The 22,177-nt window shown below is 66.3% G+C and carries 18 protein-coding genes; 9 read left to right on the plus strand and 9 right to left on the minus strand.

The annotated features are described in order from the left end of the window. Positions 1–82: 82 nt before the first annotated feature. Positions 83–1,144 (minus strand): nitronate monooxygenase family protein, encoded by a 1,062-nt coding sequence (locus CLU92_RS05400; RefSeq protein WP_101481049.1) that lies wholly within the window; start codon positions 1,142–1,144, stop codon positions 83–85. Between the two features lie 99 nt (positions 1,145–1,243). On the opposite strand from CLU92_RS05400, the gene CLU92_RS05405 reads away from it, so the two are divergent. Next, positions 1,244–2,119, plus strand: coding sequence for a LysR substrate-binding domain-containing protein (locus tag CLU92_RS05405; RefSeq protein ID WP_101481050.1), 876 nt, complete (start codon positions 1,244–1,246; stop codon positions 2,117–2,119). Beyond that, the gene (locus tag CLU92_RS05410; protein ID WP_257560984.1) at positions 2,116–3,255 is read left to right on the plus strand and encodes a YbfB/YjiJ family MFS transporter; all 1,140 of its coding nucleotides are present in this window, start codon (positions 2,116–2,118) and stop codon (positions 3,253–3,255) included. The genes CLU92_RS05405 and CLU92_RS05410 overlap by 4 nt, the downstream gene beginning before the upstream one ends. Before the next feature lie 155 nt (positions 3,256–3,410). Here CLU92_RS05410 and CLU92_RS05415 read toward each other — a convergent pair whose 3' ends face one another. From CLU92_RS05415 to CLU92_RS05425, 3 genes are read right to left on the minus strand one after another with little or no spacing between them, the layout of a single operon-like run. After that, complete coding sequence (locus CLU92_RS05415; protein WP_101481051.1) at positions 3,411–4,463, minus strand: serine hydrolase; 1,053 nt, start codon at positions 4,461–4,463, stop codon at positions 3,411–3,413. Then, positions 4,454–5,257: an alpha/beta fold hydrolase gene (locus CLU92_RS05420; RefSeq protein ID WP_101481052.1), complete on the minus strand. Its 804-nt coding sequence runs from the start codon at positions 5,255–5,257 to the stop codon at positions 4,454–4,456. The genes CLU92_RS05415 and CLU92_RS05420 overlap by 10 nt, the downstream gene beginning before the upstream one ends. Continuing rightward, a complete protein-coding gene (locus tag CLU92_RS05425) occupies positions 5,254–6,270 on the minus strand; it encodes a M14 family zinc carboxypeptidase (RefSeq protein ID WP_101481053.1) in 1,017 nt (338 codons plus the stop codon). The genes CLU92_RS05420 and CLU92_RS05425 overlap by 4 nt, the downstream gene beginning before the upstream one ends. A 451-nt stretch (positions 6,271–6,721) precedes the next feature. Here CLU92_RS05425 and paoA point away from each other — a divergent pair, with 451 nt between their 5' ends. The 6 genes from paoA to CLU92_RS05455 all read left to right on the plus strand — a co-directional run bounded on the left by paoA (position 6,722) and on the right by CLU92_RS05455 (position 15,846). Continuing rightward, complete coding sequence (paoA, locus tag CLU92_RS05430) at positions 6,722–7,378, plus strand: aldehyde dehydrogenase iron-sulfur subunit PaoA (protein ID WP_101481054.1); 657 nt, start codon at positions 6,722–6,724, stop codon at positions 7,376–7,378. After that, positions 7,375–8,334: a xanthine dehydrogenase family protein subunit M gene (locus tag CLU92_RS05435; RefSeq protein ID WP_101481055.1), complete on the plus strand. Its 960-nt coding sequence runs from the start codon at positions 7,375–7,377 to the stop codon at positions 8,332–8,334. The genes paoA and CLU92_RS05435 overlap by 4 nt, the downstream gene beginning before the upstream one ends. A 4-nt stretch (positions 8,335–8,338) precedes the next feature. Further along, a complete protein-coding gene (gene paoC, locus CLU92_RS05440; RefSeq protein ID WP_101481056.1) occupies positions 8,339–10,537 on the plus strand; it encodes an aldehyde oxidoreductase molybdenum-binding subunit PaoC in 2,199 nt (732 codons plus the stop codon). 122 nt (positions 10,538–10,659) lie between these two features. Then, entirely contained in the window at positions 10,660–12,297 is a 1,638-nt protein-coding gene (locus CLU92_RS05445) for a response regulator (RefSeq protein WP_257560985.1), read from the plus strand. Next, positions 12,294–13,319: an ABC transporter substrate-binding protein gene (locus CLU92_RS05450; protein WP_101481058.1), complete on the plus strand. Its 1,026-nt coding sequence runs from the start codon at positions 12,294–12,296 to the stop codon at positions 13,317–13,319. Before CLU92_RS05445 ends, CLU92_RS05450 begins: the two co-directional genes overlap by 4 nt. 10 nt (positions 13,320–13,329) lie before the next feature. Then, positions 13,330–15,846: an ATP-binding protein gene (locus CLU92_RS05455; protein WP_101481059.1), complete on the plus strand. Its 2,517-nt coding sequence runs from the start codon at positions 13,330–13,332 to the stop codon at positions 15,844–15,846. A 229-nt stretch (positions 15,847–16,075) separates the two neighbouring features. Here the strand turns inward: CLU92_RS05455 and CLU92_RS27400 are convergent, their stop codons facing one another. From CLU92_RS27400 to CLU92_RS05470, 4 genes are all read right to left on the minus strand, one after another. Further along, positions 16,076–16,273 carry a hypothetical protein gene (locus tag CLU92_RS27400; RefSeq protein ID WP_143452546.1) on the minus strand — a complete coding sequence of 66 codons (198 nt, stop codon included), beginning with the start codon at positions 16,271–16,273 and terminating at the stop codon, positions 16,076–16,078. Positions 16,274–16,320: 47 nt separating this feature from the next. Then, positions 16,321–18,741, minus strand: a complete 2,421-nt coding sequence (locus CLU92_RS05460) for a TonB-dependent receptor (RefSeq protein ID WP_257560986.1) — start codon at positions 18,739–18,741, stop codon at positions 16,321–16,323. 62 nt (positions 18,742–18,803) lie between these two features. After that, complete coding sequence (locus CLU92_RS05465; protein ID WP_101481061.1) at positions 18,804–19,772, minus strand: FecR domain-containing protein; 969 nt, start codon at positions 19,770–19,772, stop codon at positions 18,804–18,806. Position 19,773: 1 nt separating this feature from the next. Beyond that, entirely contained in the window at positions 19,774–20,286 is a 513-nt protein-coding gene (locus CLU92_RS05470; RefSeq protein ID WP_101481062.1) for a sigma-70 family RNA polymerase sigma factor, read from the minus strand. Positions 20,287–20,472: 186 nt separating this feature from the next. Between CLU92_RS05470 and CLU92_RS05475 the strand changes: the two genes are divergently transcribed. Then, positions 20,473–21,459: a magnesium and cobalt transport protein CorA gene (locus tag CLU92_RS05475; protein WP_101481063.1), complete on the plus strand. Its 987-nt coding sequence runs from the start codon at positions 20,473–20,475 to the stop codon at positions 21,457–21,459. A 154-nt stretch (positions 21,460–21,613) separates the two neighbouring features. Here the strand turns inward: CLU92_RS05475 and CLU92_RS05480 are convergent, their stop codons facing one another. Further along, positions 21,614–22,156: a cytochrome b gene (locus CLU92_RS05480; protein WP_101481064.1), complete on the minus strand. Its 543-nt coding sequence runs from the start codon at positions 22,154–22,156 to the stop codon at positions 21,614–21,616. Positions 22,157–22,177: the final 21 nt, after the last annotated feature.

The raw sequence follows: 22,177 nt of genomic DNA on the forward strand, positions 1-22,177 counted from the left end.
CGGGCCACCTTTTTATCTCCAGGTAACACATGGCCTGTGGCATAGCTGTCCTGGCGGCAATCATGTCAACGGCATGCTGAAATCAGCGCGCCATTTCCCTAGCCAAAGTCAACACCAGTTCCTCCGCGCCCATTTCCCGCGCCAGCGGCGCGCCCTGGCCGGCCCATTGCGCGGCGAATTCACTGTTGCCGTGCTGGCTGGCTGCTGCGTTCAATTGTTTTGCGGCATCGTAGGCGACCGGGTAGTCGGCCGGCGGTGGGCTGCCTGGCGCTTCGCCATGTTCGATCAAGCGGTTCACCATGCCGCGCGCCAGCCGGCCCGACAAGGTCGCCGTCAATCGCGTACTGGCGGCCCGTTCGCTTTTCAGGTTGGCGCGGTAGCCCGCGTTGGCCGCCGATTCCGGGCATAGCACGAATGCCGTGCCCAGTTGGACGGCGGCGGCGCCCAGGTCCAGCGCGACGCGGATGCCTTGTCCATCCATGATGCCGCCGGCGGCGATGAGGGGCAGGGCAGTGCGGCCCGCCAGCAGGCGCAGCAGCACGCTGGTGCTGTGGCGCTCGTCGTGCGCTTGCGGATCGAAGACGCCGCGATGCCCGCCCGCTTCCACGCCCTGCGCCACGATGGCGTCGACCCCTGCCTGTTCGATCAGGATCGCTTCGCGCACGCTGGTGGCCGTGGCCATCGTGTAGATGCCGGCCTGGCGCAGGGCGGCAATCTGCTGCTGCGTCGGCAAGCCAAAATGAAAGCTGACGACGGCAGGGCGCTGCTCCAGCAACAGGGCGAATGCCGCCGCATCGCCGATAAACGTCCGGTAGATTTCTTCCAGTCCTGCCGGCACGGCCGCGCCCAGCTCCGCAAACAGGGGCGCCAGATGGGCCAGCCAGGCCGCTTCGCGCCGCGCATCCCTTGCCGCAGGCGCATGGCAAAACACATTGATGTTGAAGGGGCGGTCCGTCAGCGCGCGCGTGTCTGCGATCATCTGGCGCGCCTGCGCCACGCTGCCGGCGCCAATGCCCAGCGAACCGAGGCCGCCCGCATTCGAGACGGCGGCGGCGAGGCGCGGCGTGGAGACGCCCGCCATTGGCGCCTGGATGATGGGCAATTGCAGGCCGAGGCGGTCGAGGAAGCGCTGGGACGAGCTCATGATGTTTCCTTCAGGAAGTTGAGGATGCTGTGTCGTACGCATATTCGTATTCGTATTTTGAGAATATAATAGCATAATCATTTCAAATGAGAGAACATCATGGAGTTGGAGTCATTGACGATTTTTTGTGCCGTGGCCAGTGAACTGAGCGTCACCCAGGCCGCAGCCAGGCTGGGCCGCGCGCCGTCCAGCGTCACGACGCGCATCCAGCAGCTGGAAGCCGATATAGGCGCCGAACTGTTCGTGCGCACGAACAAGCGCATGGCCCTGACGGCGGCCGGCGAGCGCTTTCTCGAGTATGCGCAGCGTCTGCTGGCGCTGGCAGAAGAGGCCAGGCATGTCGTCACGGGCGGGCGCGAGGGCGGCACCTTGCGCGTCGGCAGCATGGACAGCACAGCGGCCAGCCGCCTGCCGGCGCTGCTGGCCGCATATCACGCCCGCTATCCGGCGACGCGGCTGGCGCTGAGCACGGGGCCGTCGCGCCCCCTGATCGAGCAGGTGCGCACAGGTTTGCTCGACTGTGCTTTTGTCGCCTTGCCGCCATCCTTCGGCGGCGCCGCCGCCTTGGCGGAGCTGGGCCTGGCCGCGACAGCCGTGTGGCGCGAGGACCTGTGTTTGCTGCTGCCGGCCAGCGAAGCGCAGGCGCGCCGCGCCGCGGACGTGCGCACGCGCTCGCTGGCGGCGTTTCCGCAGGGCTGCACCTATCGCGGCATCGCCGAAGAGTTGCTGGGCGTGGCCGGCGGCACGCAGTGGCGGGTGCAGGAAATGAGTTCGTATCACACCATGATCGCTTGCGTGGCGGCCGGCGCCTGCGTGACCCTGCTGCCGGCGAGCGTGCTGGCGCTGTCCGAGGCGCCGGCCGCCTTGGTGACGCTTTCCGCTGGACAAGCCGACACCTTGCTGGTGTGGCGCGCCGGATTCGACGTGCCCGCCTTTCAACACTTGCTGGCGCAGCTGGGCGAGGTGGCGCCGTGAGCGCGCCAGCCAGGCTGCGTGCAGCCATCGCCGCAGCGGCCATCCTCGCCATCGGCATGGGCTTCGGACGCTTCGCCTTCACGGCCATCTACCCGCATATGCTCAGCGAAGGCGTGCTGACCTTGCGCGATGGCAGCCTGGCCGCTTCGGCCAACTATGCCGGTTACTTGCTGGGCGCCATCCTGGCCATGCGCGCGCGGGCCCACAGCGCGCACCGGCTATGCCTGTGGTCGGTGGCCGGTACGGCGCTGTGCCTTGGCGTGCTGGCCTTGACTATGCCGGTCTGGCTCATCGTGACGGTGCGGGGCGTGGCGGGCGTCTTCAGCGCCCTGGCCATGGTCGCCGCCTCGCTGTGGCTGCTGGAACAGCGCCGGCATGGTCGCGGTGCGCCGCTGCTGTACGCGGGCGTGGGCGCTGGCATCGCCGGGTCGGCCGAATTGCTGGTGCTGGCATCGCACCTGGGCTGGCGCAGCGCCGGCATGTGGCTGCTGCTGGCCGGCGTCACCGTGCTGCTGGGGCTGGCGGCTGCGCCCGCCATCGCCGCCAGTGGCCAGCCTACGCTGGATGCGCCGCCGCATGCCGCTGCATCGACCTTGGCGCCCGTGGCGCCGTGGCCGCTGGTGCTGATCTACGGACTGGCGGGGCTCGGTTACATCGTTACGGCTACGTATCTGCCCGTGATGGTGGGCGTGGCCTTGCCCGGGCTCAATTCCGCCCATGTGTGGGCCATGTTCGGCCTGGGCGCGGCGCCGTCGTGTTTCCTGTGGCACCGGCTGCACGAGCGTCTGGGCACGCGCCAGGCACTCAGGCTGAACTTGCTGCTGCAGGCGCTGGGCGTGGCCTTGCCCGTGCTGGCGCCTTCGGCCGCCGCTTATCTGCTCAGCGCCATCCTCGTCGGCGGCACGTTTGTCGGCACGGTGACCATCGCCATGCCCGCCGCGCAGCGGGCCGCCGGCAAGGTGGGCAAGTTTGGCACCAACATGATGGCCATCATGACGGTGGTGTATGGCATCGGCCAGATCATCGGCCCCGTGCTGGCGGCCAGCCTGTATGCGCAGTCGCACAGTTTTAATAGTGCGCTATTGGCGGCGGCCGGCGCGCTGCTGCTGGCCATCGCCGTGAGCTTGCGCCTGTAAGAACGCCTATCAACACCTGCTGCGCGTCGTAATTTGCGGCCTGCGATGCTCGCTGACTCGGCGTCCCCGTACCTTCGTACAGTTGCGCTTCTCGAGCCAACGGGGGCGCCGAGCCTTCCTTCCGCTCGCTACGGTTTTGTTAGGCGTTGTAAAACTTAGAGACCGAATGCGCAGCGCATGACGTCGCTCCGCAGCGCGTTGATCCTGGTGAAATCGCGCGTGTAATACAGCTTGTTCGTCAGCAGCACCGCATAGCGGGCGCGCCTGGGGCTGATCCACATGGCCGTGCCGGTGAAGCCCAGGTGGCACCAGACGTCGTCTTCCGGCCCGGTGCCTGCCGCCGGATGCCAGAACAGGCCGCGCGACGGAGTCAGCGAACCGGTCTGCACCGTCAGCGAAGCGCGCACCCAGTTGGCGTCCAGCACCTCGCCCTGCAGGTCCTGCGCCAGCATCGCCTGCAGGAAGCGCTGCAGGTCGGGTACGTTCGAAAACAGCCCGGAGATGCCGCACACGCCCCCCAGCAGGCGGGTGGAGAAATCATGCGTGACGCCAGAAAGGTGTGCGCCCGCCTGCTCGCAATATTCAGTCGGCGCGACCTGCTTGCCATGCGCAGCTGCCAGCGGGCCGAAGCCCGTGGCAGCCATGCCCAGCGGCCGCAGGACATGCTCGGCCAGGGCCTGGTCCAGGGGCAGATCCAGCAGCCGCTCGATGACCAGGCCGAGGATCAGGGCCGCGCGGTCCGTGTATTGCACGGCTAGTCCCGGCGTGCCTTCCAGCGGCTCGCGCAGTACGCCACGCACGATATCGTCGTACACCTCGCCATAGCTGGCGCGCAGGCGGGCGCGCAACGGCAAGCCAGCCGTATGGGTGAGCAGCTGGAAAATCGTGATGGGCGCCAGCGCATGGCCCTGCGTGCCGGGCAGCACGTCGGCCAGGCAGCTGTCCAGGCGCAGGCGATTTTTGCGCAGCAGCCAGCCCGTCAGCGACCAGACGCTGATGATCTTGGTCAGCGAAGCGATGTCGAACAAGGTGTCGACCTGCATCGCTGCACTGCCGGGCTCGGGCGTGAGCCGCCCGGCCGCGCCCGCCACGCCGTGGTCGCTGGTGCCCATAGCCCAGGCCGCGCCTGGAAAAATCTGTTCCTGCACGCCGGCTTGCACCAGCGCTGTCAGCTGTTCTGTATGGTCTGTCAGGTTTGCTATTGGCATATTGATTGTGTCGTGGAGGTCTTGTCATGCACTGCCGCGTCCACCCCCAGCCAGCGCGCCACCGATTGCGCCACCCATTCCCCTTCATCCAGCGGCAAGTCGTGCCCGGCGTCGCGGTGGATCAGGCAGTCGGCCTGCCAGGCGCGCGCCAGGCGCTGCGAGCAGCGGTGGTCGACCAGCTGGTCTTGCGCGCCGGCCATCACCAGCACGGGCATGGCGGGGCGAATGAGGGGCGCGCGGTAGCGGGCGGCCGACAGTAGCTGGCGCAGCGCGTTGCGGCGGCTGACGGGATACTCTTGCTGATATGCACACCAGTCGGCAAGCAGGGCGGCGTTGCCCTGTGCATGCCGGCGGCTGGTCAGGCGCAAGATCAGCGCTTCCTGGCTGCGTTGGTCGCCCAGCAGTAGTTGGCGCAGCAGGGCGCCGTAGTTTTGCCAGCGCAGGCGCCGGTAAAACGGATTGAACGGCCGCATGCTGGTGTTGAGCAGCACGCAGCGGGCGATTTCCTGCGGGTAGCGGCTAGCCCATTCGACGGCCACCATGCCGCCCAGCGACAGGGCCAGCAAGTGGTACGGTGCAGCGATGCCCCGCGCCGACAGGTCCTGGCGGCAGGCTGCCACCATATCTGCCACACGGGTGGCGCTGTCCTGCGCGTGGCGCCTGCCATTGCCGGGCAAGTCGGGCGTGACAATGCTGGCGCCGGGCAGGGCGCGCGCCAGGGTGGCGGGGAAGTCACCCCAGTGGCGTTGTTCGCGCATCAGGCCGCGCAATAAAATCCAGGTGGGCTGCGTCATGACTCATACCATTGCGCCAGGGCGCGCCGGCGCTGCGCCTTGCGCAGCAAGCCTTCCGGCATCCAGCGGCCGTGGCTGCTGGCGGCGCGCATGAGGAAATCGAACCACACCAGGTGCCGCCGCAACACCCGCTGCAGGCGGTGCGCGGCCGTGGGGTTGAAGATGCTGACCCGGTTGAACAGCTGGCGCGGGTTTTTCTTGACCCACAGCCACGAGCCCATTTCCAGGGTCAGCGGCAGGAACACGCGCCCGCTGTAGCTGGTGCCGTTCAGGTACAGATAGTCCCACAGGTCGCCATGCGTGCGGTATTGCCGGCTTTGCGGCTCGAACACATAGTTGTGGTTGGGGTAGCTTTGGCTGAACAGTTCTTCCAGGGCGCCGATCTCGGCCAGGTGCTCTATCGGCACCTTGGTATGCGCATGGGGAAACCAGATGCGGTCGCGCAAGCCGAAGCCGGAATGGCAATCGAGGGCGATGCTGAACTGGCGCGACAGCAGCTCGCGCTCGACCAGGTCGCACACGGCCTGGCTTTCCTGCTCCATGGGCGCATCGGCTGCGCCCCGGTACCAGGGCAGTCGGGCGCTGTAGCGCTGTCCACCCAGCATGAACGGCACTTTTTCGCGCGCGCTCAGCGGTGCGTTGCGCATCAGGTCCACGCCGCGCGGATTGCAGCGCGTGGCTTGCCACATGCCGCCCGGGTTGACCAGCGGCATGAATACGAGGCGCATGGTTTCCAGCTGCTGGTGCAGGGTGGCATCCCAGCGCAGGCGCGCGATCAGGCTTTCCAGGAAGGACAAAAGCACTTGCGTGCCGATGCGTTCAAGGCCGTGGATGCCGCCAAAAAAGCCCAGCGCGGGCACGTCGGGGCCGGGATTGCCCAAGGCGATGGAGTACACGGGAAAGTCGCGCCCATCCATGGCGATGCTGCAGGGCGCGGCCACTTCCAGGTGGCTGCCGCCCTCGTCGATGAGACGCTTCAGCATGACCAGTTCGGGCAGATTCTTTTCGATCATCAGGCGTCAGAAAGGGAAAGTAACAGCCAGTGTAGCCGAAATAATTGCTGCGCCAGACGTCCCGCATGGCGAAATTTATTGATGGCAAGCATGTCACGAAGCCGTCATGTTTGCTGTGTAGGCTATTGCAGCTGACACAAGAATTATTACTCGGCACTACCCCATTGCCACGCCGTTCCACCCTCACGCAATAGCGACACGATAGCAATATGACAGGCAGCCCGGCATCCGTCCATGTGCTGGCGCTGGGGGATATCTGGTGCTGCCGGGCTTCCTGGTTGCGGTAGGGCCCGCACGGGCCATGCGGCGCTGGGCGGCGTCTGCGCGACCCGGCGCAGCCTGAGGCTGAACGTTCGTTCGCGTACAGACGCGTCACATTCCTGCCGCCAGACTGGCACTTCGGGCCTGCAAGCGCCCACCCAGCCAGTCCACAGCCAGGAGGAAGCGCGAGATGACAGAGTGTAATCACATCAATGCCGGCCGGCGCGGTTTGCTGATCGCCGGCGCGCTGTCGGCCACGGCCGTGGCTGTGCCCGGCGTGGCCGGGGCCGCTGAAGCTGCCCATGCTGCGGCCCAAGCCGGCCAGGCGCCGCCCGTCCTGATGAAGGTCAATCTGGATATCAACGGCCAGCGCCATAGCCTGGAACTCGACACGCGCACCACCTTGCTCGACGCCTTGCGCGAACACCTGCATCTGACGGGAACCAAAAAGGGCTGCGACCACGGCCAGTGCGGCGCCTGCACCGTCATGCTGGACGGCCAGCGCATCAACGCCTGCCTGAGCTTGGCCGTGATGCACGAGGGCGCCCGCATCACCACCATCGAGGGACTGGGCACGCCCGACAAGCTGCACCCGATGCAGGCCGCCTTCATTGCGCATGACGGCTATCAATGTGGCTATTGCACACCGGGGCAAATCTGCTCTGCCGTCGCTGCACTGGGAGAAATCCGCCAGGGCATCCCCAGCCACGTCAGCGTGGACTTGAACGCTGCCCCGCAGGCGACGCCGGAAGAGTTGCGCGAACGCATGAGCGGCAATCTCTGCCGCTGCGGCGCCTATTCCAACATCATCGAGGCGATTTCCGAGGTGGCGGGGAGGCCGGCATGAGAGTGTTCAGCTACCAGAAGGCTGCCACGCCGGCCGAAGCGGCGGCCGCCGCCTTGCACACGCCGGGTGCCCGCTTTATAGCCGGCGGCACGAATCTGCTCGATCTGATGAAACTGGAGATCGAAACGCCTACGCATTTGATCGATGTCAATGGCCTGGCTTTGGACAAGGTGGAAACGACTGCGGACGGCGGCTTGCGCATCGGCGCCCTGGTACGCAACACGGCGCTGGCCGCCCACGCCACGGTGCGGCGCGATTACGGCGTATTGTCGCGCGCCTTGCTGGCCGGTGCTTCGGCACAATTGCGCAACAAGGCGACGACGGCGGGTAACCTGCTGCAGCGCACCCGCTGCCCGTATTTTTATGACACCAACCAGGCCTGCAACAAGCGCGTGCCGGGGAGCGGCTGCTCGGCCATCGGGGGTTTCAGCCGGCCGCTGGCCATCCTGGGCGGCAGCGATACCTGCATCGCCACGCATCCCAGCGACATGGCCGTGGCCATGCGCGTACTCGACGCCGGCATCGATACCGTGCGGGCCGACGGTGCCGTGCGCACCATCCCGATTGCCGATTTTTACCGCTTGCCGGGCACCACGCCGCAGCTGGAAACGCTGCTGCAGCCGGGCGAACTGATCACCAGCGTGACCTTGCCCCCGCCCGTCGGCGGCACGCACGTCTATCGCAAGGTGCGCGACCGCGCTTCTTACGCGTTCGCGCTGGTGTCCGTGGCGGCGATTATCTTGCCCGATGGCACGGGCAGGCTGGCTCTGGGCGGCGTCGCGCCGCAGCCGTGGCGGGTTGCCGGCGCGGAGCAGGCGATGCCCGCTGGCGCCGCCGCCGTGAACGAACGCCTGCTGGCCGGCGCCAAACCGACTGCCGACAATGCCTACAAGCTCATCCTGGCGCAGCGTACCGTGGCAGCCGTGTTGAGGGAAACACCAGTAATGAAAGGCTAAGTCCATGAAATTCACGACACCCGCCACCACCAACCCCGTCGACCAGCTGAAAGTCGTAGGCCGCCCCACGGACCGCATCGACGGCCCCCTGAAAACCACGGGCACGGCGCCGTACGCGTACGAGCAGCACGCCGCCGCGCCGCATGCCGCCTACGGCCATGTCGTCGGCGCGGCCATCGCCAAGGGGCGCATCGCCTCCATCGACACCAGCGCCGCGCGGCGCGCACCGGGGGTGCTGGTCGTGGTGACGGCGGAATCCGCAGGAAAACTGGGCAAAGGCAAGATGAACACGGCGCATCTGCTGGGCGGCCCGGAGATTGAGCACTATCACCAGGCCATCGCGCTGGTGGTGGCGGAAACCTTCGAACAAGCACGCTCGGCCGCGCAGTTACTCGACGTAAAGTACATCGAGCAGCCGGGCGCGTTCGACTTGGCCAAGGCGAAGAACACGGCGGCCAAGCCGAAGGACGGCAAGCCCGACAGCAAGGCTGGCAATTTTGCCGGCGCCTTTGCCCATGCCCCCGTGCGCCTGGACGCCAGCTACACGACGCCTGACCAGTCACATGCCATGATGGAGCCGCACGCCTCGATTGCCGCCTGGGAGGGGGGCAAGCTGACGCTCTGGACGGCGAACCAGATGGTGGACTGGAGCAGGGGCGACCTGGCCCGCACCCTTGGCATTGCGAAAGACCAGGTGCGCATCGTCTCGCCCTATATCGGCGGCGGTTTCGGCGGCAAGCTGTTCTTGCGCGCCGAAGCGCTGCTGGCGGCCCTGGGCGCGCGCGCGGCACAGCGTCCCGTAAAGGTGGCCCTGACGCGGCCCTTGATGTTCAACAACACCACGCACCGGCCCGCCACCATCCAGCGCCTGCGCATTGGCGCCACGCGCGACGGCAAGATCACGGCCATCGGCCACGAATCGTGGTCGGGCGACCTCAAAGGCGGGCAGCCGGAAACTGCCGTGATGCAGACGCGGCTGCTGTACGCGGGGCCAAACCGCATGACGGCCATGCGCCTGGCCGTACTCGACTTGCCGGAAGGTAACTCCATGCGCGCGCCGGGCGAGGCGCCGGGCTTGATGGCGCTGGAAATCGCCATGGACGAGATGGCGGAAAAGCTGAACATGGACCCCGTCGTCTTGCGCATCTTGAACGACACGAAAGTGGACCCGGAAAAACCGGGCCGCCCGTTTTCCCAGCGCCGCCTGATCGATTGCCTGCGCACGGGCGCCGTGGAATTTGGCTGGAAGGAGCGGCAAGCACAGCCCGGCAAGCGGCGCGACGGCCGCTGGCTGGTGGGCATGGGCGTGGCGGCTGCCTTCCGCAATAATCTCGTCATGCGGTCCGCCGCCCGGGTGCGCCTGGACGGCAAGGGCATGATCACGGTGGAAACGGACATGACGGACATCGGCACGGGCAGCTACACCATCATTGCCCAGACGGCGGCGGAAATGCTGGGCGTGACCCTGAACCGCGTCGTCGTGCGCCTGGGCGACTCGGATTTTCCCGTCTCGGCCGGTTCGGGCGGGCAATGGGGCGGCAACAGTTCCACGGCGGGCGTGTATGCGGCTTGCGTGCGCTTGCGCCAGGCCATCGCAGGCAAGCTGGGCTTTGACGAAAATCAAGCGCGCTTTTCCGATGGGCAAGTAAGTCAGGGCGAGCGCAGCGTGCCGCTCGCTGCCGCTGCCTTGCATGGCGATGTGGTGGCGGAAGACCACATGGAATACGGCGACCTCGACAAAAAATTCCAGCAATCCACGTTTGGCGCCCATTTCGTGGAAGTGGGCGTGGACAGCGACACGGGCGAAGTGCGCGTGCGCCGCATGCTGGCCGTCTGCGCGGCCGGCCGCATCCTGAATCCGAAAGCGGCGCGCAGCCAGGTGATCGGCGCCATGACCATGGGCGTGGGTGCGGCCCTGATGGAAGAACTGGTGGTCGACCGGCGCCGCGGCTTTTTCGTCAACCACGACCTGGCCGGCTACGAAGTGCCCGTGCACGCCGACATCCCGCACCAGGACGTCATTTTCCTGGACGAAACAGACCCCATATCCTCGCCCATGAAAGCCAAGGGCGTGGGCGAGCTGGGCATCTGCGGCGTGGCGGCGGCCATCGCGAATGCCGTGCATAACGCCACGGGGGTGAGGGTGCGCCACTATCCGCTGACCCTGGACAAGCTGCTGCGTGGGCTACCCGAGGTCACCTAGCACCGTTGCGCCGCCGCGCGCGTGACAAAGCGTGTATTTTTGGTAATTTTCAAGTGCTATGCTCGGAACGCATGCTGCGGGGCAAGTTCCCGGTCCGCAAGGTCATGCCGCCAGGAGAATGCATGAATAGCTCATCAATGCCGCCGCGTATCCTCATCGTCGATGACGAACTGGCGCATGTGCACGCGCTGTGCGATACCTTGCGGGGGCAGGCGTATGACACGACGGGGCTGGCTTCGGGCGAGGCGGCGCTGTCCCTGCTAGCCGTCGAATCGTTCGATCTGCTGCTGGTCGACCTGATGATGCCGGGCATGAACGGCATCGCCGTGGTGGAAGCGGCGCGCCTGATCGATCCGGACCTGGCCTGCGTCATCATGACGGGCGAAGGCACGATTGCCTCGGCCGTGCAGGCCATGAAGGCGGGCGCGCTCGATTATGTGGTCAAGCCGTTCAAGGTATCGGGCATCCTGCTGATACTGGCGCGGGCGCTGGAAACACGCCAGCTGCGCATCGCCAATGCGCGCCTGGAATTGCTGCTGCGCCAGCACACGGCCGAACTCGACGCCATGAACAAGGATTTGCAGCTGGCCCGCGAAGTGGCCGAGCGGGCGAACCAGGAAAAGACCAATTTCCTGTCCAGCATGAGCCACGAGCTGCGCACGCCGCTCAACGCCATCCTGGGCTTTTCGCAGATGCTGATGTCCGATTCCATCCCCTCGACGGCGCAGGAAAAGAAAACCTTTGCCTCGCACATTTTCGGCGCGGGCCGGCATTTGCTGACCCTGATCAACGATATCCTCGATATCGGCAGGATCGAGTCGGGCAATATGTCGCTGGCGATGGAAGCCGTGGAACTGGCCGGCATCTACCATGAATGCTGGCAAATGATGGAACCGCTGGCGCACAAGCGCGGCATCACCTTGACCTTCGTCGATGCGGGCGGCATGCATGTGCTGGCCGACCGCACGCGCCTCAAGCAGGTGCTGCTCAACCTGCTGTCGAACGCCGTCAAGTACAACCGTGAACAGGGCGAGATCCACGTTGATTGCCAGCCCGTCGATGCGCGGCAACTGCGCCTTTCCGTGCGCGACACGGGCGGTGGCATGAGTAGCGCGCAGCTGGAGGCGCTGTTCCAGCCCTACAACCGCCTGGGACGCGATGCGCGCGACGAAGAGGGCACGGGCCTGGGGCTGGTGGTCAGCAAGCGCCTGGCCGAAGCCATGCAGGCCAGGCTGGGCGTGGACAGCACGCCCGGACGCGGCACCACCTTCTGGCTCGATATCGCCAGTTGCCCGGCGCGCCAGCCGCTGCAGGAAAGCCCACGCCTGTCCGCCATTGCCCGACCCGCAGAAACGATACGGCTGCCGGACCGCAAGACGCTGCTGTATGTGGAAGACAATCCCCTGAATCTGGCCCTGGTGGCGGGCCTGATCCATTTTCGCCCCGATCTTGACCTGCTGTCGGCCGGCGACGGCCAGACGGGCCTGGAGCTGGCGCGCCGCCACCTGCCGCAACTGATTCTGATGGACAGCGACCTGCCCGATATCAGCGGCACGCAAGTCATGCAGCTGCTGCGCGCCGATGCCCGCACCGCGCATATCCCCGTCATCGCCCTGACGGCCATGGCCGGGCCGGGAGATGTACGCCAGGGGCTGGCGGCGGGCTTCTACCGCTATCTCACCAAGCCGATCGACGTGGTGGCGTTTTCCGAGGCCATCAACAGTGCGCTGGAATCGGCCACGGCGCAGCGCAGCGCATGAATGGCGAGGCGCCGGTGCGGCGGGCGATCTGGCTGGCGGCCGCAGTGCTGCTGGCGCTGGCCGCTGCAGCCGTCTGGCTGCTCAATGCCCGTCCTGGCCCGCCGCCCGGCCCCGTGGAAGTATTGCGCGTGGCCGTGAATGCGGAATATGTGGGCAGCTGCCCCGTGCTGGCCGCGCGCGCACAGGGCTATTTTGCGCGTGAAGGCATCGACGCGCTGCTGCAACCGTATTCCTCGGGCAAGGCGTCGATGGAAGCCGTGTTGGGGGGCAGGGCCGACCTGGGCACCGTTTCCGACATCCCCGTGGTGCTGGCCAGCCTGAAGAACCAGTCCGTCGTCATCATCGCCAGCATTTTCGAGGCCGAGCGCGACCACGGCATCGTGGGGCGCCTGGACCGCGGCGTGTCTACGCCCGCCAGCCTGAAAGGCAAGCGCATCGGCGTCACCCTGGGCACCTCCGGCCATTTCACGCTGGACGCTTTTTTGAACCGCCAGAAACTGTTGCCCGCTGAAGTCACCTTGCGCAACTACACGCCGGACAAGCTGGCCGGTGCGCTGGCCCGGGGCGATGTCGACGCGGCGGCCGGCTGGGAACCGTTCCTGACGGGCATGACGCATGCTATCGCTGGCAACGCGGCCATCTTCTATGGCGAAGACGTGTATGCGGGCCTGTTCAACGTGGCCGGCACGGGCGATTATGTGCGCAGTCATCCGGCGACGATGCGCAAGGTGCTGCGCGCGCTGCTGGCCGGGGCGCGCTTTTGCCGCGACGAACCCGACGCCGCGCGCGCCCTGTTTACCACGGCGTCGGCCAGCGAGGCGGCGCGCCTGCAAGCGGCCTGGCACGGTTATCAGTTCGGCATCGTGCTCGACCAGGGCTTGCTGCTGGCGCTGGAAGACGAGGCGCGCTGGGCCATCAAGAACCGGCTGGCCGAACGCGGCGAGATGCCGAACTTCCTCGATGCCGTCTACCTGGACGGCCTGGAAGCCGTGGCGCCATCGGCCGTGACGGTCATTCATTGAGAAAGCCACCGTGAAAATCGTAACGCGCTTCAAGCTGGCAGAACTGTTTTGCGTGGTGCTCGTGGCCATCATCGTCGCCATGCTGTTCTCCACCACCATGGCGATGCAGCGCGAACTGGCGAAGAACAAGGCTGCGGGCGATATCCTGCAAGCCGTCACGTCGCTGCGCTACCTGTCGATCGAATATGCGCTGCACCACGGCGCGCGCACGCGCGCCCAGTGGCAGCTGCGCAGCGAATCGCTGTCCACGGGCTTGCTGTCCACGCCCGCCTTCAGCACCGGCGAGGAGCGCGCGTTGCTGCGCGAATTGCAGACCGACCTGGCCGGCGTGGGCGCTCTGTTCGAGCTGTTTGTGGCGAATCACCGCGAGCTGGGGCAGGACCCGCTGCGGCGCGAGGTGCTGGGCGAACTGGAGTCGCGCCTGTCCGGCCAGATCATGGGCAAGGTGCAGGGCATGATCTCGGATGCGATGCGGCTGTCCGAATTGAGCCGGCAAGGCGTGCTCGATGCGCAGCAGCGGGCCAATGTCGCCGTGATGTTGTTTGGCGGCGTGATCATCGCCCTGGTGGCCGGCCTGATTTACTTCACCATGACCAGCGTCACGGGACCGCTGGAAAAGCTGCGCCAGGGGACCTTGATCGTCGGCGCCGGCAAGCTCGATTTTGCGCTGGGCGTGCACACCAAAAATGAAATCGGCGACCTGGCGCGCGCCTTCGACGGCATGACGGAAAAGCTGCGCCGCACCACCGTCTCGCGCGACGAGCTGGCGCACACGAATGCCGCCCTGGAAACGCAGATCGCCGAGCGCCAGCTGGCCGAGCGCAAGGTGCATGAGCAGCTCGAGCGCCTGAACCTGCTGCAGCAGATCACGCGCTCGATCGGCGAGCGGCAGGACTTGCGCAGCATCTTCCAGGTGGTGGTGCGCAGCCTGGAAGACCAGCTGCCCATCGATTTCAGCTGCATCTGCCTGTACGAGCCGTCCCAGCACGCGCTGCAGGTAACGTGCGTGGGCGTGCGCAGCGAAGCGCTGGCGCACGCCTTCATGATGGGCGAACAGGCGCACATCCCCATCGACGAGAATGGCCTGTCGAGCTGCGTGCGCGGTAAGCTCGTGTATGAATCCGATATCGCCGAGGTAGCGTTTCCGTTTCCACAGCGGCTGGCGCAAGGGGGCTTGCGCGCCCTCGTCATGGCGCCGCTGCTGGCCGAAAACACGGTTTTCGGTATCCTGATCGTGGCGCGCCGCACTGCGCACAGCTTCACCAGCGGTGAATGCGAGTTCCTCAGCCAGCTGAGCGAGCACGTGGCGCTGGCCGCCAACCAGGCTCAGCTCTACGGCGCACTGCAGCGCGCGTATGATGATTTGCGCCAGACGCAGCAATCGGTGATGCAGCAGGAACGCTTGCGCGCGCTGGGGCAGATGGCCAGCGGCATCGCGCACGACATCAATAACGCCATTTCCCCCGTGGCCCTGTACACGGAATCGCTGCTGGAGACGGAAACCAGCCTCAGTCCACAGGGCCGGCATTGCCTGGAAGTGATCGAGCGCGCCATCGACGACGTGGCCGCCACGGTGGCGCGCATGCGCGAATTCTACCGCCAGCGCGAACCGCAACTGGCGCTGTCGCCCATCAATGCCAACCTGGTGGTGCAGCAGGTGCTCGACCTGACGCGCGCGCGCTGGAGCGACATGCCGCAGCAGCGCGGCATCGTCATCGCCCTGCGCACGAAGCTGGCGGACGAGTTGCCCATGCTGCCCGGCAGCGTGGGCGAACTGCGCGAAGCGCTGACCAACCTGGTCTTCAATGCCGTCGACGCCATGCCGGACGGCGGCACCCTGACTGTGCGCACCAGCTGCATCGGGGTGCCCGGCCAGGCGGCGCGCCAGGTGCAGATCGAGGTGGGCGATACGGGCATCGGCATGGATGAGAATACGCGCCGCCGCTGCCTGGAACCGTTTTTCACCACCAAGGGCGAGCGGGGAACGGGCCTGGGCCTGGCCATGGTGTACGGCATGATGGAGCGCCATGGCGCCAGCATCGACATCCTCACGGCGCCGGGGCAGGGCACGGCGGTGCGCCTGGCTTTTCCCGCCTGCGCGGCAGGCGAGGGGGAGGAAGCGCCCGACACGGCCCACGCCGTGCCGCCGCGCCTGCGCATCCTCGTGGTGGACGATGATCCGATGGTGCTCAAGTCCCTGCGCGACATCCTGGAAATCGATGGCCACGAAGTGGTGTCCGCCGATGGGGGGCAGGCCGGCATCGATTGCTTCCTGGCCGCGCGCGACCGGCACGAACACTTTGCGGTGGTCATCACGGACCTGGGCATGCCCCACGTGGACGGGCGCAAGGTGGCCAGCGCGGTGCGCCAGTGCTCGCCGGACACGCCCATCATCATGCTCACGGGCTGGGGCCAGCGCCTGGCTGCCGACAGCGATTTCCCCGAACACGTCGACTGCGTGCTGGGCAAGCCGCCCCGGCTGAAGGAGTTGCGGCGCGCGCTGAACGCGGTCATGTCGATGGGGTAATGCCATGCAGGGAGGAGCAAGGCCGTCGGCGCCTTGCCGCGTTGCCGGCCGGGGAGGGGCGTACTATGCTCCCGTGCAAGTCGTTTCGGTCATATTCAAATGTGCGGGATTGATGCGGGCATTCAGGCGGAATTCCCGGCCCCGTCCAACTGGCGCATCTTGCGTGCTATAGATGCCGGCGCCGCCATCATGTGCGGCACCGGGACCCGTGATGATGCCCTGGTTAAGATTAGCGTGTGTGCCGATGCCCCAGATACGGGTAGTGGGCGAGGCCAGATATCTGCAAGGTATCGCCGGCGCCGTCGGCGATCTGTCCCAGCGCCTGCGAGCCGGTTGCACACTTCCACTTGCCGTCCGATGTACCGCTGCTGATGGCCGCGATGCGCGATGGCGCGGTGGCATCGCCACCGCTATCGCTCTCTAGCAATGTAAAAAACCGGAGCCGTCGCGCCTGGCCTGCTCCGGTGCCGGGGTTCAGAACCGGTACGTCAAGGTTCCCCGCACGCTGCGCGGCGCGCCATACGTGCCTTGCGCATAGGTATTGATGTTGATGTATTTTTTATCCAGCACGTTTTCCACGTTCAGCTGGGCCGTCAACTGGCGCGACAGCTGGTACGTGGCCATCAGGCTCACCGTGCTGTAGGCCTCCTGCGTCACGCGCTCCTTGCCGTTCGGCCCTTCGTCGTCAAAGTAGAACTTGCTTTGCCAGTTGACGCCGCCGCCCACGGTGAGGCCGGGCTTGACTTTCCAGGTGGTAAACAATCGCGCCGTCGAGCGGGGCGACAGGGTGTTGATGTCCTGCTGCTCGCGGTCCCTGGCCCGGAAGTGGCTGGCGCTGGCCGTCACATTCCAGCCCGGCGCCACGCGGCCCGACAATTCCCCCTCGATGCCGCGGCTGGTGGCACCCCGCGCCGCATAATACGCTTGCGTGGTGGTGCCGGGGACGCGGTGCGCGCCGTCCGGCTGGGCCAGCTTGTCCTGCTTGATTTCAAAGATGCCGATGGAACCGTTGGCCCGGCCCTCCGCCAGTTCTCCCTTCAAGCCCACTTCCATGCTTTGCCCTGTCAGCGGGTCCAGCCAGGCACCTGTGCGGTCCTGGTTTTCCTGAGGGCGGAAGATGTCCGTGTAGCTGGCATACAGCGAATACGTGTCGTTGAGGTCCACCACCACGCCCGCGTAGGGAACAAACTTGCTCTTGGCGAAGGCAAAGCGGGCGCTGCCGTCAAAGCCGATGCGCTCCTTGTCCCAGCGGCTCAAGCGTCCACCGAGGATCAGCTTGGTGTTCTCGGCCAGATTCAGGCGCGCGGCGCCATACGCGCCATATTGCTTGGTGGTATATTTTTCCGACAGCACGGGTTCGCCCCAGGCCGGCTGCGGGTAGCTGCCATCCCAGGCGAGGAAATTGCCGATCGGTTCAGGGTCGAGCGCTTCCTTGACGCTGAACTCGGCGTGCTGCAGCGTGTAATTGGCGCCGACGATGACTTCATGCTGGCGTCCGCCCAGGGTAAGCGGGCCGGACAGCTTCACGTCGGCGCTGCTCTGGTCGCGCGCGCCGATGTAGCGGTTCGGGTAGCCGAGCATGCCCAGGCCCGTGATGCGGTCCGGCCGCTCGGCCAGGAACACCAGCGGCGTGTCTTCCGTGTGCTTGCTGTACATGGCTTGCGCCTGCGCCTTCCAGCCCTGGCCCAGCGCGTGTTCCAGGGTGGCGTGCACATTCGTCTGTTCCGTGGCCCAGGCGGCCCAGCGGGGCGCCGTCGTGACGGAACGGTCGAAATCGGTGCGCGAGCCGTCGCTGTACCACAGGGGGAAGCCGCCCCAGTTGCTGCCTTTCGGATCGTTCTTCTGGTAGCTGGCGCCCACCATGGCCACGCTGCCGGGAGCCAGGTCCGCCTCGACGGTCGCGTAGGCGAGCTGGCGCTGGTTCGAATAGCCATTGGTAAACGATTTGCGGTCCTGCCAGGCGCCCGCCACCCGGCCGCGCACGGAGCCGTCCCCGTTCAGCGGCGTGGCCAGGTCGAGCGTGCCCCGGTAATCGCTCCACGAGCCGGCCGCCAGCGACCATTGCCCTTCGAATTGCCTGGCGCTGGCGCGCTTGCGCACCAGATTGATCGAGGCCGACGGGTAGCCGGCGCCCGTCAGCAAGCCCGTGGCGCCCCGCGTCACTTCCACGCGGTCGTAGATCAGCGAGTCCATTTCCGACTCGCCGCCAGAATACTGCACCTTGTAAGTGGTGGGCACGCCGTCGTACTGGAAATTGTCGACGTCGAAGCCGCGCGCGGAAAAGGTGCTGCGTTCCGTGTCGAACTGGTTGACGGCGATGCCGGGCGTGTTGCGCAGCACGTCGCGCACTGTCAGCAAGTCCTGGTCGTCCATGCGCTGGCGCGTGATGACGCTGACCGATTGCGGCGTCTCGCGCAGCGACAGCACCAGTCCCGTGGCGCTGGCCGTGGCCGGCGTCGTGTACGAACCCGTGCCTTCCGTGCTGGTGCTGCGTTCGGCCGTGGCGCGCACGGAGATGCCGGGCAGGGTGGCCGCGTCGGCTATCGAGGGCAGCCTGCGCACGGCGTAGTGGCCGCCGCCCTGGTCGACGGCAATGAGGCCGCTGCCATCGAGCAGGCGGGCGAAACCGTCAGCCACCTGGTAGTTGCCGTTCAAACCGCGGCTGTGCAAGCCCGCATACAGGCTGGCGGCGCCGGAAATGCTGACGCCGGCGTCGGCCGCAAACGCGGACAGGGCCGTGCCGATGGGGCCGGGCGCCACCTGGTAGTGGCGCGCGGGCGCCTGCTGCGGTTGCTGCTGGGCGAATGCGGGCGCGGCCAAGGCCAGGCTGCCCAGCAGGGCCAGGGTCATGGTAGTGTGGCGGGGGTGCTTCATCAGGTGTTTCCCTTCGTTCATGTGTTGGTCCTGTGTGGATTGACGGGGTACATGCGCGAAAGGGACATACTTTTCCAAAAACTTTATGCGGACTCGACAGAAATCCACCAACGGCTGTGGCGCCGTACGCGGATGGGCAGCGACGCCTGCAACAGGGCCAGCAGGGCGTCCGTGTCGCGCAACTGGTACACGCCCGACACGCGCAGCCGCGCCACGACCGGATCGCAGCGCACCACGCCGGGGCGGTAGCGGGCCAGCTGCGTCAGCACGTCGGCCAGCGGCGTGTCGTCCGCGTACAGCAGGCCCTTGAGCCAGGCGGCCGCATGCGGTGCCAGCGGCCGCGGCGCGCTGGCGGCCATTCCATCGAAACTGGCTTGCCAGCCCGCCTGCACGATGACGGGCCTTCCATCGGCGGGCCGCACTTCGACGGCGCCCTGTGACACGGCCACGTGGGTATGCGCGCCCAGCAGGCGGTCCTCCTGGCGCACCGTGAAGCGCGTGCCGATGGCGCGGATGCTGCCATTGCTGGTGCGCACGAGGAAGGGCCGCCGCAGGGAATCGGGGCTGGTCGCCACGTGGATTTCGCCGGCACGCAGGTGCACCAGGCGCAGGGACGCGCCGAAGACGATGTCGGCGGTACTGGCCGTATTCAGGCTCAGCGCGCTGCCATCGGCCAGGGGGACATGGCGGATTTCTCCCGTGGCCGTGTGCAGGTCGGCCGTCCATGCCTGCCATGGCGCCACGCGCAGCAAGGCCCAGCCGGCTGGCCCGGCGACGATCAGCACGGCCAGGGTTCTCAGGATGGCGCGGCGCTGGGCGCGGGCCGGGCGGTCCAGCACTTGCCTGGACAACGGCATGGCCAGCGGCGGGGGCAGCATGCCAAAGGTGCGGCACACTTGCTCGGCCCGCTGCCACGCCGTTTCATGGTCGGCGTGAGCGGCGCGCCAGCGGGCCAGTCCCTGTTGCGCGGCAGCGTCCAGTTCGCCGCCTTGCAGGCGCATCATCCAGTGCGCCGCTTCGCGCGCGGCGCGCGCATCGAGGGCTGCGCTCATGTCAGGCCAGCAGCAGGATGCATCGTTCGAACGCCTGCACCATGTAGCGCTTGACAGTGCGCTCGCTGACGCTCAGGCGCGCGGCGATGTCCGCATACGCCATGCCTTCCAGCTGCGACAGCAGGAAGGCCGTGCGCACTTTCGCACCCAGGCCGTCGAGCATGGCGTCGATCTGGTGCAGGGTTTCCAGGATCAGCAAGCGGTCTTCCGCCGACGGCGTGACGGGGGCGGGCAGCTGCGCCAGGGTGGCCAGCCATGCCTGCTCCAGCGACTGGCGACGGTAATGGTCGATCAGCAGGCGGCGCGCCACGGTAGTCAGGTAGGCGCGCGGCTCGCGCAGGGTGACGGCGCGTTCGTCGGGCGTGGCCAGCAGCTTGACGAAGGTATCCTGCGCCAGGTCGGCCGCGTGATCCGTGCAAGACAATTTTCCGCGCAGCCAGCGCAGCAGCCAGGGGTGGTGCTGGACATACAGATGAGCTAAAGAATCGGCGGCAGGCGATACGGCATACGTCACGGCACACTCCAGGTTGGCGCGAAAGTCCCGTGCCGCTGGCGCATGCAGGCCCTTCTTAAATGCGAATGGTTCTCATTTTACATTGGCGCGCCTGAATGTCAATGCGGCAAGCTCCGTTGGCAGGGCAATCACGGTCTTTCCGCTATACTGGCCCCCCGATATTGCCGCCATTCTTAGAAAATCACCATGGACCTGAGTACCCACGCCGCCGTCGTCAATTGCGAAGCCTATCGCGATGGCAAGAAAATCGCCCATTTCGACATCGACAAGGTGGGCGACTTCCTCGGCGACTCCGATTGTTTCGTCTGGATCGGCATGGCCAGCCCCGACGTCACGGCCATGCAGGCGTTGCAATCGGCCTTCGGCTTGCATGAACTGGCGGTCGAGGATGCGCAGGGCGCGCACGAGCGGCCCAAGCTGGAAGAATACGGCGACACCCTGTTCATGGTGATGCACACGGCCACCCTCGACGGCGACGCCATCGTTTACGGCGAAACCCACGTCTTTCTCGGCCCCCGCTTCATCATCACGGTGCGCCACGGCGCCTCGGCCGGCTATGCGAAGTTGCGTGAGCGCAAGGAAAGCGTGCCCGAGAAACTGGCGAGCGGCCCCGGCTACGTGCTGTATTCCATCATCGACTTCATCGTCGACCAGTACCAGCCCTGCATCGACCATTTGCAGTCCCGCTTCCAGCACTATGAGCTGCAACTGTTCAAGCCCAGTCTCTCCGAAGACAAGCTGCAGGATTTCTACCAGCTCAAGACGGAGCTGCTGAAGCTGGACGCGGCCGTCAATCCCCTGCATGACATTTGCACTCAGCTGATCCGTTTCCATGGCGATATCGTGCCCAAGGAAAACCGCATCTATTACCGCGACATTCTCGATCACGTCAAACGGGTCACGCACACGGCGGGACAGATGCGCGAACTGGTCAATTCGGCCATGCAGGTGGCGCTGGGGCAAATTTCCATCCGCCAGAACGAGGTGGTCAAACGCCTGGCCGCCTGGGCCGCCATCCTGGCCGTACCCACCATGGTCTTCAGCCTGTACGGCATGAACTTCGAATTCATGCCGGAGCTGAAGTGGCGCGGCAGCTATCCGGCCGTGATCGTTGTCATTGTCGCCGGCTGCTACTGGCTACACCGGCGCTTGAAGCGCGAGGGCTGGCTGTAGGCAGCAGGCCGATTCTTAGGCCACCGCGCCGCTTCCTGGATCGACGCAGCCGCTTCTGCTTATGTGCTACCCCCTGGTGTGGGGTGGGAACATCGGCGCCCTGCATGAAGCACGGCTAAGCGCCGCATGAAGACAGGCTGAAGGGCGGTGCGCGCTACAGCATGCGCTGGAAGACGCCGTCCTTGTCCAGCAGCAGATGTTTGACGCCCGCCAGTACATGCAGCACGATCAGACCGGCCAGGGTCCAGGCGCCCAGTTCATGCAGGCCGAACCACTGTTCGGCCAGCGCATGGTTGGGCGCAAACCAGCGCGGCAGCACCAAACCGAAGAAGGCCACGCCGCTCTTGCTTAGCAGCGCCCCCGCCAGGCCAGCGGCAGGCACCAGCAGCATGCCCGCGTACAGCAGGCAGTGGCCCAGGCGCGACAGGCGCGCTTGCCACGGCGCCACGGACGGCGGCAGGCTTGCCGGCCTGTGGCCCAGGCGCCAGGCGGCGCGCGCGGCGAGCAGCAGCAATAGCAGCAGGCCCAGCGATTTATGCAGATTGAAGTACACCTCGCTGCCGGGATCGTCTTCGACCTCCATCATATACCAGCCCAAGGCCAGCATAACGGGGATCAGCACCGCCATCAGCCAGTGCAGCAGGCGTGCCGGAGCTGCATAGCGCCAGTCTTGCGTCGTCCATTTCTCGGTGTTCATGGTGTTTCCTTTTCGGTGAGT

Origin of the sequence: Janthinobacterium sp. 61 (assembly GCF_002846335.1) — a bacterium.
Classification (GTDB): domain Bacteria; phylum Pseudomonadota; class Gammaproteobacteria; order Burkholderiales; family Burkholderiaceae_D; genus Janthinobacterium.